The organism is Prevotella micans F0438 (assembly GCF_000243035.1).
GTDB classification, from domain to species: domain Bacteria; phylum Bacteroidota; class Bacteroidia; order Bacteroidales; family Bacteroidaceae; genus Prevotella; species Prevotella micans.
In genome coordinates this window covers 338,293-350,599 of record NZ_JH594522.1, presented here as the reverse complement: position 1 = coordinate 350,599, position 12,307 = coordinate 338,293, and the positions used below count along the sequence as shown (strand labels likewise).

Genomic DNA, 12,307 nt, shown 5'->3' with positions numbered 1-12,307 from the left:
TGATACTGGTATTTTTGAAGGGTAAAATTTCTTATAATTAGCAAAGCCTACAATGGAGAAGCTGATAGGACAAGATCGTAAAGATACTAAAAGAAATTCTAAACACAGCAATTGATAATATTGCAAACAACAAAGAAGTAACTATAAAATTCTCTAAATAAGATGTTATGATGGATATAAAGAAGACAAAGATATGTGCCATTGATTTAGAAGATGACATTTTATCATTTCTGAAAAAAGATTTTGATGTCTTTGGAGGAACAATGGGAGCTAAAATAAACACGTCTAAAAGAATCAAGAACCGTTGCGATTCGGTAAATCTATTACTAAATTATGATTTCCCAATCAATATTCAAGAGTATGATATTCTAATACAAGATATGGGATACGAGAAAATTATTCCGTATTCCGAGAAAGAACATGTAAGACAATATGTAACTGGTACTCGTAGTGTTTACTTATATAGTGCATATCCCGAGACATTATTTAACCCCATTCCTTATAGTTCTAAACTCTTAAGCATTGAATTAGAAAAGCATAGGGAGCGGCCTTTAATAAAGATTATCTTTCAAGGAGAGATTTATAGGATATCTTACAAAAGATATGATGCAAGAACATCTTGTATAGAAGATGGTGACAGTTTTACAAATTATGAACATATTCAGAATTATTGTAGTGAAACTTCACTTTACGGTAGAGATGTGGTTTTATGCAAAAACACATTAGCTCAAGCTATATTTAGGAACATACTCAATGGTTACTCTTATCAACAGACTTTCAGACACCCAACATTATGGGAGAATAGTATACGCAAAAAAGATGATAATTTTATCCCTCTACTCGTAACTGGAGTAGGAGATATTATATCATATGTTTATATAGATAAGTCTGATATTACAATTATGCTTCCGCAAAGTAAAAACAAATTAGAGCTACTTAAAAGCGTCCTTAATGAATTCCTATATATCTATTTTTCTGAATATTTTCCATCTGTAGAGGCTGCTGCATGGAAAAACACATCAATATATTTTCTTCCAAATCAACAAGAACTTTTAGATAAGGAAAAGCAATTAACGAAGAAATATCAAGAAGATCTATCTAAAATCGAATTGCAGAAAGAAGCAAATAGCAAGCAATATACCTTCTTACATTCTCTTCTAACAGATACAGGGGATAATCTTGTAAAAGCAGTAATTGATTTTTTGCAATGGCTAGGCTTTTCTAATATCGTAGATGCAGATACAACCAAAAAGGAGGAAGACATCTTCGAAGAAGATATACAAGTTGATTTAGGAGACGCAGGACTACTTATTATAGAAGTTAAAGGGATAAATGGAACATCTACCGATGCACAATGTTCTCAAATTCATAAAATTAAATTTAGAAGATGTGAAGAAAGGGGGGCGTTTGATGTATATGCACTTTACATCGTTAATAACGAACGTAATATAGAACCATTAAAAAGGACGCGTCCTCCATTCAAAGACGTGCAAATTAAAGATGCTCAAAAAGATAAGCGCGGATTAGCTTATACTTGGCAATTATTTAATCTTTTTTTTGATATAGAAAATGGTTTTATTTCCAAAGCGGAAGCAAGAGAAAGCCTGATTAATGCGTATGGACTTGTTGACTTCCCTCCAACTAATTTGCGGAGACTGGGAGAACCTTATAATTATTATAAGAAGAATACCGTTATCTGTATAGAAATTAAAAATCTAATCATTAAGGTCGGGGATCATTTTGCTTATAGGCAAAACGATAGATGGCATAAAACAAGAATAGTAAGTATAGAAGAAAACGGGCAAGTTTTAGACGAGACATCAAATGGTAGATATGGAATTGAAGTAGAAAAAGCTATTCCAAATAATGTATGTCTATATTTAATCCAATAGCCAAAATATAAAAATGACACAAAATAACACTCCACAAATAAGTATTGGCCATAAGATTGCCATGATGAAAAATGCTGCAACAATAAATGTAGATACATTATTTTATCTTTGGGAAAACTATTGGTCAGAAACAGAAGGCAATAGAGATCAATTCGCAGAAATAGCTCAATGTATTTTGCAAATGGAGATACTTCACATTAATTCTATACTGATACTATTCAATGGAACTCCAATGATTCCACATTTGAGAAATAGAACAATAATAGATATTCCTTCTATGGCTTCCATATTAAGAAGTCTATATGAAAAAGTCTTTATATTTAATAACCTTTTTGTTGAACAAGAAAATAGTATAGAGAAAGAAATTGTTTTATACATCTGGAAAATAAGAGGACTGCATAATATGAAATTGCCTCAAGCTTCCCAAGAGGCTAAGAAATATATCCAGAAATATAATTCAAGCAGAGTGCAAATAAAAGATTTCAAGCAGAAAGCAATAAGTCGTTTAGAGAAACTTGATATTACAGAAAATGCGAAACAAGCTTTTCATAAAGAAATTAGTAAATCTGATACATCTATTAAAGGCTATAAGTTTATTAAGGATGCGCAAACACAACAGATTAAAGAATTCAAGATACTATCGTTTAGTGCGTCTCCCAAAGAAATATTTCCCAAAGAAGATCTAACTATTTTATACGGCTTTTTATCTTCCCAATCCCATCCTTCTTTCTTAGGGATTTTGCAGTTTGGCCAAATGTACAATTCTGATGAATATAAAGAAAGAGCACTGACGATACTCAATTCCATCTGTAAATTTCAACAAGTAATAGTACGAGATTTTTGCAATGCTTTCCCTCAGGCAAAGGAAATTTTAGATAAAATGCCAAAAGAACAAACAAAGTATCTGATTCAAAATAGAAAAGATGATAACATCCAAGATGTTTGCTAATCAATACTACTCAAATTGAGGAAACATTTTTGTACCACAAGAATGTAATTCATTGATAATCAATGCGGAATGTATTTGAAGAGGTTGAAGTAAGTTTGATAAACAAACAATAAATAAATATATGAAATCCGTGTAGCTCAACGAGTTACACGGACTTTTCTTTTAGTTAAACTTTGCGAATTTATGCCTACATTCGGCTTTTTATCGTATATTTACACTAAAACGTTGACGCGACACTTTAGTCGGTGAAGTTTAACAAAACAGATATACACCTTATTATATATAGTATATGCCAAAGGCAAAATACGAAATTCGAAGGAAATGTCCTATATGCGGTGCAGTGTTCCAGGTACGCACCATCGACTCTGTGTATTGTTCTAAACACTGCTCAGATGTTGCCTACAAGAGGAAGAAGGACAGAGAGGCTAAAGAAGCAAAGTATGAACAGCTGGCTAAGGAGATTCCCGACATCAGAGAGTTCCTTTCTGTTCGAGAAGCCGTTGCCATTTATTGTGTAGAGCGTGACACCTTGTATCGAGAGATTCGCAAGGGCAAGATTCCTTCTGTCAATCTTGGTACAAAGCAATTGAGGTTGAATCGTGCAGACCTTGAACAGCGTTACCCAAGAAGAAAGAAGGTTAGGAAAGCTGCACAAAAGCCCATCCCAAAGACTTACAACATGGAACCAGAGAATTGCTATATCATCGGAGAGATTTCCAAGAAGTATAGGATTCATGACACATCCGTCTAGACACACATCCGTAAGTTCTCTATCCCTACCCGACAGATAGGCAACTATGTCTATGCTCCGAAATCAGAAATTGACAAACTATACAAATCCATCAAGTTATGAAGACACCAATGAAGCGGACCATATTCAAAGTAATACTCCGCAAGTCCGAATACAAAGAGCAGTGGTCATTGCTCATTGAAAGTTTTCCTGTCTTTGAGCCAGGCAAGGATAAGCCGTTGCGTAAGCATGAGCCTCTTGGTCGTTTCATCGCCACTCCAATCTTCGACAAAAATAGTTCGGGAAGGACTTTGGCTGATGGCAAGGCATACTACCGACCCAAGCGTGACACAAACGGAGTTATCATGTGCCGCTCACAAAAAGATCAGGAAGCCTGCATCTTTGCTGACAAAGTTCGTGACCTTCGTCAGCACGAATACGACAATCAGGCTTTGTACACAGATACGGAGGCAGAGCAAGCTGCACAAAACGAAAGGTCAAAGTGCAACTTCATTCAGTATTTCGCAGAACTGAAGGAGAAACGACACAAGAACAGCTCCAAGTCCATTCAAGTCAATTGGAATCGTGAACTTGCACTTCTGAAGTTATATACAGACGGAAAGCCACTTCCGTTTGGTAGCATTGATTTGAATCTCATCGAAGACTACAAGGATTACCTTATCAACGCGCCCCAAGGTGGCAGTAAGACAGGGACCATATCTGCCAATACCGCATCCACCTATTTCTCGATATTCAAGGCTGGGCTTCACCAAGCCTTCATTGATGGCTACTTGACTATCGACCTTGCAGCCAAAGTTAAGAACATATACTACGAGGAAAGCCAGCGTGAGTACCTGACACTGGAAGAACTCAACCAACTTGGCGGCTACACCATGCGATAGCGATATTCTCAAAAGAGCAGCCTTGTTTTCTGCCTTGACAGGATTACGCCATAGTGACATCAAACAGCTGAAGTGGCGTGATGTTGTGAAAGATAAGGAGCATTACCAACTCCATTTTACGCAACAGAAGACCAAGGGGGTAGAGTACATGCCAATTTCAGACCAAGCCTATCTGCTTTGTGGCGAACATGGTGATGCCGACCGCCTTGTCTTTGAAAGGCTACAGGATCCCTCATGGATAAATCGCCCAGTCAAAAGATGGATTGAAGCCTCTGGTATCACCAAACACATCACCTTTCACTGCTTTCGCCACACCTATGCTACCTTGCTACCTTGCAGTTGACTAATGGGCACGGACATCTATACTGTCAGCAAGATGCTTGGTCATAAGAAGATAACAACAACTCAAATTTATGCCAAGATAGTTGACGCAAAGAAGGATGCTGCCGCTGATGCCATCCAAATTGCCCTCACTGACGACATAATTGGAACTCCAAACGACTCCAAAAACGAATAGTTCGTATTCCGCTACCATAGGTCTAAGCATACAGTAACTTTTACGTTGTTCACATCCATAGCCATTCACATTCATGTGTGAGTGGCTTTCTTCATATTTGGCCTTTTGTTGCCGATTTCCATTATGACAAGGATATGATACCAATCATAACGATGCCATACCGAAATTATTTTTCTCCTCATCCGCTTCTATTATTGCTTATTGTCAGCATGATACAAAGAAAAAAAGGACGTGATAGGTATGTTCCTTTTATGCCTCGAATCATGCCCAAATCACCATTGCTTTTCACGATACTTTTACAGTCGCTTTCTTCCCAAAGAGAGTGACTGTAGCATAAGCTGCAGCCAACTTAAAACATCATTTTTATGTGTACAACAGTACCATCATTCGATGCAATGCCGCAGCTTATGGTAAGCATTTTAGAAAAGTTGGAGACGCTTGAACAGAAGTTCGACGCACTGCAGTCAAACAACAACGTAGAGGCAGATGCCTGGTTCTCGCTGCAAGACCTTTGCAATTACCTCCCAAATCATCCAGCCGAGCAGACTGTTTACGGTTGGACGAGTAATCGAACCATTCCCTTCCACAAGAATGGCAAGAGCATCCTCTTCCGTAAGTCTGAAATCGACAACTGGCTCATGCAGACCACTTGTAAGTCAGTCAATGACATTTACGATGAGGCACGCGCGTATGTGGCAAACAACCCCAAAGGTAGAAAGGAGGTGACACGAAACCATGTATGACCACCTTTCTATCTATGAGGAATTTTTCGGAGTCAAGGAAGGAGAACTACTGTCTTTCTCCTTCTTCCGAAAACCCATCCGCAACACGGAGCCTTTGCGCTGCATTGGCATTCCTGACATCTACCGCTACATCGTAGGCCCGTATGCGAAGAAGCAAACCGAGATGCTGCGCTCCATCACGGGCAAAGACCGGGCACGTAACTACAAAGCTGAGAACTTCGACTTCTGCACATTCTCAGGTATCTTCCATACTCGAAACAAGGACGGTCTCTTGCAGCAATCCGACTTGCTTTGTATCGACTTCGACCATGTGGCCGACATTCCTTCGTTGCATGAGAAACTGCTCAATGCCCCTTGCTTTGAGACGGAACTCCTTTTTCGTTCTCCTTCTGGTGATGGACTGAAATGGATAATCCAAGTATTCCGCATGGGATGGGAGCATAGCCGTTTCTTCAATGTAGTGTTCAACTATCTCGTAGCCAATGGCTATCCGAAGCCAGACAAATCGGGTAGTGATGTTTCACGCTCCTGCTTCATTCCACATGATCCAGAAGCTTTTATTAACCCTAAATACAACAATGTAAAAGATGAAAACTTTTTCACCCGAAGAATGGGAGAATGTCCCTTCTAATAATAATACACTCCAGGTAGAGAACAATAACACTAGTAGAATGACGTCTGCATACTCCAACATAAGCGAAGATACCAGAGCCAAGATCGAGCGTCTCGTTTCTCTTATTGAACAGAAGGGAATAGATATTACGAATGGCTATTACAACTGGCTGAAAGTCGGTTTTGCTCTTACAAGCGAGTTTCAGGAGAGCGGCAGAGGCTTCTTCCATCGTATCAGTCGGCAGAATACTGAGTATAACACCAGTGATACAGACAAGCAATACAATAAATGTCTGTCTGCACATGGGGATGGCATATCTATCGCCACATTCTTTCAGATGGCGAAAGATACTGGTATTGACATTTCCAATCCCAAAGAAATCCAAGAGCCTGTCGTTGGAACTTTGGATATTTGGACTTCTGGTTCTGGCAACCAAATATCCAAAAAACCAAATATCCAACCTATCGAAGTGGACTTCAGATGGATTTTAGATGAAGAATCCCTTCCTCATTTCCCTGCCTTGATATACGACATGCTTCCTCCGCTATTGAAAAAAGTGTTGGGCAACTGCATCTCAGAAGATGACCGAGACATGATGCTGATGGGCGCGTTGACTTGCATCTCAGTCACACTTCACAATGTTGTCGGTGAGTACAATCACGACGATTGGCACCCTATGCTATACTTCTTTGTTATGGACGATGCCGGTATGGGCAAAGGTTCGCTGAAATATTGTCGCGAGATTGTGGCTCCCATCCACAACGAACTGCGCGAAGCTTCCGAGCGACTGATGAAAGAATACAAGGAGAGTAAAAGCGAGTCCAAGTCTGGCGAGAAAGATACTTCCGATGTCAATGAAGCTCCACACCGTTGCACACTCTTCATTCCTACCAACAGTAGTGCGGCATCCGTTATACAACAGTTGGACAACAATGATGGCATAGGTCTAATATTCGATACGGAATGTGATACGCTTAGTGCTATACTGAAATCGGAGTATGGTGACTATAGCACTATTATTCGCAAGAGCTATCATCATGAACCTATTGACCTGAGCCGCAGAAAGGATGACGAATATCGTGTCATAGAGAGACCGATGCTTGCTATCTGTCTTTCAGGAACGCCTGGACAGCTCTACACTTTGACACCTCAGGCTGAGGATGGCACTTTCTCACGTATTACCTGCTATCACATGCCTTTCAAAGCGGAGTTCCGTGATGTCCTTGTCGAGAGTGCCAACACCAATTCAGATAGCTATACCTTGCGAGAAAGATTCTTCCAGTTGGGTAAGCTATACAAACAAAGACGCGAAGCATTCTTCCGTGGTGGAAAATATCGCATCGTCATCCCTCAGGAATACTGCAAGGAGTTCAATGAGCATTTTAGGCAGATGAATCAAGAGGTGGTCGATGACATCTCGCATGACATGCAGAGTGTGGTACGCCGTCTGGCCTTCACTGTGTTTCGCATTATGATGGTGCTGACCTCTATCGAAATTCCTAATCCTTCTGCACTGACTCCAAAGGATGGTAGTAGAATTGTATTACGATGCAGTAAGGATGATTTCGACATTGCTATGGCATTGGGTGATGTTTCTCATCTACCATACAGTCTATTGCTATGCACATCTGCCACAGAGTAAGGTCACCACCAATGGGCAGGGTGAGATTGTCACGAAGAAGAGTAAAATGGAGCAGCTGTTGGTAGCTCTGCCAGACACATTTGACAGAGAGGCCTATCGGACTACGTCCAAGAAGCAAGGCTATCTTGAGAGTACTATAGCCAAGTGGATCAATGACTACATCCGTCAAGGTCGTCTGGAACATACCAGTCAAAACTGCTATCGGAAATTGTAACAATGGAGGAGCCTCGTCCCGAGTGGCATGACGGACTTTTGTAAAAGTCCTAAAACATAATAGGGACTTTTAGATTCATTGGCTATCGCCGCTCACTTAAAAAGTCCATCTGTTATGCTCAGGCATCGCCCGAGACCTGGCATCCTCCACCTACAACCATTATAAATAATGTATAACCCATAACAAATAGATTCTTATGGAAAATAATATACCACGCGCCTCTATCCATGTTGGCGCAGACAAGAAATCGTTCTCTGCCCAGATGGGTAATGAGGCAGAGCGCAGAGGTTGGGACGAGAAACGTTACCAGTCCAAGAATGCAGAGACGGAGAAGAATAATCACTACAACTTCTCTCGCAAGCACCTTAACTTTGAAGTCACCAAAGGATGCAAGGTTGTGCCCCTTGGTTCCAATCCTATTCCACTTCATCAACGCCTCCAACAGCGTCACGATGAACTGGGCTTCAAACCTTATATGGATGCAAAGCATCCCAACCAAGTTGCTCAGAACAGTCCAAACTGTTTAGTGAACATCATCTTTGGCGGCGACCACGAAGTGATGAAGAAACTGGCCTTTGGCGAGCAAGTGATTGACACCTCAGACCCATACGCAGACAACAGCCACATCAAGCTTATGCCATCCGTCTATGAATGGGCCAAAGACACCTATCAGTTCTGCTGTCGTATGTGGGGTGAGGACAACATCATCGGCTTCGACGTGCATTGTGACGAGACGGGTGTTCATGCTCATGCCTTGACCGTGCCTATGGAGCAGGTCAAGAAACGTGGCCGCATTGGTAGTCAATAATACATCAACAAGGACAATCCAAACATTGTGCTGACGACAAAAGAATGGAAGGCTTTGTCCAAAGAAGAACGTTCCAAATACACAAAGTATGAGACGACCAAGGGGGTGGTTGAGTGCGTCTCGTATGCTAAGGTATGGGGAGAGACGGCTAAAGACAAGTCCGAGTATCTGACGGACCTCCACACCAAGTACTACAATGAAATCGGTAAGAAGTATGGTCTGGAACGGGGCATTCAGTACCACGAACTCACAGAGGAGGAGAAACGGGAGCGTAGACACAAAAGCAAGGTTTTGTTGGAAGCCGAGCGTCAGGCAAAACAGGCGATCGCAGAGGCCGAGAAACTGAAAGCGGAGATTGAAGCCGAAACGTCTGTTGTCGCTCAACAGAAGGAGGAAGCCCAGAAGGACTTGAAGACAGCCCAATCAGGTTTTCTTGCCAAGATTTTCAGCCTGGCAAGTATAAGAAAGAAGAGGCAGCTAAGCTCAAGGAATCGTATGTCGCTGGTGTCAAGGAAACCATTGGCAGTTTCATCAAAGCTACTGGACTGAAATGGAAAGGCGAACCTACTGCTGAGACCTTGGGGCAACGATTCCGCATGTCATGTGACACAAACAAGAACTTATCCGACGAGTTGAAGGCGAAGGATGGTGTTATCACACTCACAGAAGAGGTGAATGGACTAAAGTATCGCCTTATGCTTATTGATGAGAACGCTGTTGAGCGGCTGCGCAATGTCAAGAATGCAGAAACTATTCGTGCCGATAAAGCAGAAAGTGAATTGCACTTGCTTCGGTCTGTCTATGAGAGCCTATTGGGAAAGTGGAATGCTCTATGGAGTGAACCGGAGCACAACGAGGCTGCAAGGAAGGTCAAGGAGCGCAAGGCTCGACTTGCTGCAGAGAAACAGAACCGATACCAGAACATCCTCAGCCGTTTCATCGCAGAAGGACGTGCTGCCCTCAGAGCATTCGCATTTACAAACAGAACTAACTTCAACGACAAAGAGGCTGCATCCATCTACTACGGCATCATGGCTGTTGCCCATAAGACGGAATTGAACCTTGGCACAAAGGAAGGTATTTCCTCGGCCGTCAACAACTTTCTTAGTGGTGTGTCGTGGCTTGATTGCTCAAAATTCAATGTAGAGTGCGTCACCAGCTGGGCACATCTATTTGCGGAACGGGATGTGACCTACGAGCCATCTATTATAGACAACTTTATCTCTTTCGTTGATTATATGTCATGCAGTGCAGAAACCTACACTTCTCTTGGCGGCTCCAATGGCAGTGCAGATCAACTCACGAATTGGGATGGTACGAAGAAACTCGGACTGAAATCTGCAACAAAGAAGAAAGGTCAGTCTTATTGAAGCAATCAAAGCAAATAAGTTAGAGCGATTTGCAGCAAATTGCGTCTGCAAATCGTTCTCAACTGTTAAAATGTTGCTATAAAGCGAAGAATCTTCTCGTAATTTGGTTATATTTCAAAAATTGTGATTATTTTTGTGGTTAAAATTTGACAATTCTACGCGAGGATAATCACAAATGATACAAAGATGAGTAAAACCGCTAATAATATACTAACTTTGAATCATGATGAAGCGATGGACTTCTTCATGAAATCTGAGCAATACCATGGATTTGAACTACCGGAGTACTTTACGTTTGATGAAGTTCTGAAGTATGTCTGCGAGAAGGTCGGAACCACTCCCTATGAGGAGTGTCTACAAAAAGGCATTTCTATAGAGTCTCTCTCTGATGTGAATCTTGACATACTGCTCAACAAGGATGGACGCTATGCCGTTCGTCCTATTGTTCTTGCAAATCCTTTCCTTTACTATTTCCTTGTTAGAGAAGTTTGTTGCGAAACAAACTGGCAGGTAGTAAAAAATTTGTTTGAGAAGTATAAGGTCTCGCATATAACATCTTGTGCAATTCCAGTCATCCCTAACGAGAAAGAGCCGTTCCATAAGGCAACGACTATCAACAATTGGTGGAACAGTATGGAACAACGTTCTATTGAATTATCGCTGGAATATCGCTATATGTTTGTGGCTGATATTACCAATTGCTATGGTTCTGTCAATCCTCAGGCATTCGATTGGGCTTTTTCTCTCAAAGACACAACCATTGCAACAGGTATCCAAAGCCCAATTGCTCAAAACATACAGAAATTCCTTCGTGCTTTACAGCAAGGTCGCAATATTGGTATTCCGCAAGGTAGTGCGATCTTTGACTTTGTGGGTGAGATAATCCTAGGTTATTCCGACCTTCTGTTGCACGAAGCATTGCAAGCCAAAGCCAAGGAATACGAGGAGCAAGGTAAAGCATTTCCTGCATACGAGATTATCCGCTATCGTGATGACTATCGTATTTTCTGTAGTAATAAAGATGCGCTTGAAGAAATCTCCTACATCCTTCAGAAGGTTTTGGAAAGACTGAATTTCCGTATGAACAGTCAAAAGACAAAAATTAGTGACAGCATCGTGACAGACGCAGTTAAGTCCGACAAACTTGCTTACATCTACAATACTCCTATTTTTAACAAGAAAGGTGTTGACTTCGACAGCTACGAGAAACATTTGCTCTACATTCTCATGTTTTCTCGCCAATATCCCGACAGTGGTTCTATTAGGATAATGCTTTCGGACATTGACAAAAGAATCGAAGAGCATCTGAAATCGCTCAAAGAGAATAACAACTCAAAGGCAAAGAATTGGGAATCTGTTGATCTTGGCGAAGATACAAAACTAGCTAAATTAGAAGGTATATTTTCGGAACTGAAAAACCACAAGCGACCTAAATATATTCCTGGTGGCAGTGTACGAGCCTTGTCTGCTATCTGTGTCCAGATTGCTCTTGAAAATGTTGGTTGTGTACATTATGCTCTCCGGATAATTAGCCGTATGATTAACTCTCTTAAGGACATGATGGAAAAGCAATCTATCATTGATTTGGTGTACAACAAGCTCTGCAATCAACCCAATTCTGACTACAACCAGCTTTGGCTTCAGAACATGACCTATACTCAGGACAAGAATACAGGAAGATCACCATATTCACTACGACTCTGCCAACTCGTAATGGGGAACAGTGAAATCCCCTTATGGAACAATGATTGGTTAAAGGCTGTATTTGTGAATGGTTTACCTCATGATTCCATCGTCGACAAGGAAACCTTGAAGAAGGTTACACCAGTGATTACATTTAGGGAGACGAGGGCATATTATGAAACCATAGAAGAGGATTTTGATACGACAAATAAATAGAATTGAAGAATTATACTAAAAGAGAATA

Annotated in this window: 9 protein-coding genes and 2 pseudogenes; all 11 read left to right on the top strand. The window is 41.0% G+C overall.

Annotation, left to right across the window (positions count from 1 at the left end):
* Window positions 1–167: 167 nt before the first annotated feature.
* The 11 genes and pseudogenes from HMPREF9140_RS05985 to HMPREF9140_RS05945 all read left to right on the top strand — a co-directional run bounded on the left by HMPREF9140_RS05985 (window position 168) and on the right by HMPREF9140_RS05945 (window position 12,279).
* Window positions 168–1,892: a hypothetical protein gene (locus HMPREF9140_RS05985; RefSeq protein ID WP_006952584.1), complete on the top strand. Its 1,725-nt coding sequence runs from the start codon at window positions 168–170 to the stop codon at window positions 1,890–1,892.
* Between the two features lie 13 nt (window positions 1,893–1,905).
* Window positions 1,906–2,841, top strand: a complete 936-nt coding sequence (locus tag HMPREF9140_RS05980; protein WP_006952583.1) for a DUF5677 domain-containing protein — start codon at window positions 1,906–1,908, stop codon at window positions 2,839–2,841.
* 289 nt (window positions 2,842–3,130) lie between these two features.
* A pseudogene (locus HMPREF9140_RS05975) lies at window positions 3,131–3,694 on the top strand (helix-turn-helix transcriptional regulator).
* Window positions 3,691–4,990: pseudogene (locus HMPREF9140_RS05970) on the top strand (site-specific integrase). Before HMPREF9140_RS05975 ends, HMPREF9140_RS05970 begins: the two co-directional pseudogenes overlap by 4 nt.
* Window positions 4,991–5,355: 365 nt before the next feature.
* A complete protein-coding gene (locus tag HMPREF9140_RS05965; RefSeq protein WP_006952579.1) occupies window positions 5,356–5,733 on the top strand; it encodes a helix-turn-helix domain-containing protein in 378 nt (125 codons plus the stop codon).
* On the top strand, window positions 5,726–6,364 hold the full coding sequence (locus HMPREF9140_RS05960; protein ID WP_006952577.1) for a BT4734/BF3469 family protein: 639 nt from the start codon (window positions 5,726–5,728) through the stop codon (window positions 6,362–6,364). The genes HMPREF9140_RS05965 and HMPREF9140_RS05960 overlap by 8 nt, the downstream gene beginning before the upstream one ends.
* The gene (locus HMPREF9140_RS05955; protein ID WP_006952574.1) at window positions 6,321–7,988 is read left to right on the top strand and encodes a DUF3987 domain-containing protein; all 1,668 of its coding nucleotides are present in this window, start codon (window positions 6,321–6,323) and stop codon (window positions 7,986–7,988) included. The genes HMPREF9140_RS05960 and HMPREF9140_RS05955 overlap by 44 nt, the downstream gene beginning before the upstream one ends.
* 410 nt (window positions 7,989–8,398) lie before the next feature.
* Window positions 8,399–9,010, top strand: coding sequence for a MobV family relaxase (mobV, locus tag HMPREF9140_RS10835; protein ID WP_006952572.1), 612 nt, complete (start codon window positions 8,399–8,401; stop codon window positions 9,008–9,010).
* Window positions 9,011–9,064: 54 nt separating this feature from the next.
* A complete protein-coding gene (locus tag HMPREF9140_RS10830) occupies window positions 9,065–9,559 on the top strand; it encodes a hypothetical protein (protein ID WP_244858983.1) in 495 nt (164 codons plus the stop codon).
* A gap of 47 nt (window positions 9,560–9,606) precedes the next feature.
* On the top strand, window positions 9,607–10,380 hold the full coding sequence (locus HMPREF9140_RS10825; RefSeq protein WP_006952570.1) for a hypothetical protein: 774 nt from the start codon (window positions 9,607–9,609) through the stop codon (window positions 10,378–10,380).
* Between the two features lie 186 nt (window positions 10,381–10,566).
* Complete coding sequence (locus HMPREF9140_RS05945; protein ID WP_006952569.1) at window positions 10,567–12,279, top strand: RNA-directed DNA polymerase; 1,713 nt, start codon at window positions 10,567–10,569, stop codon at window positions 12,277–12,279.
* The last annotated feature ends 28 nt before the right edge of the window (window positions 12,280–12,307 follow it).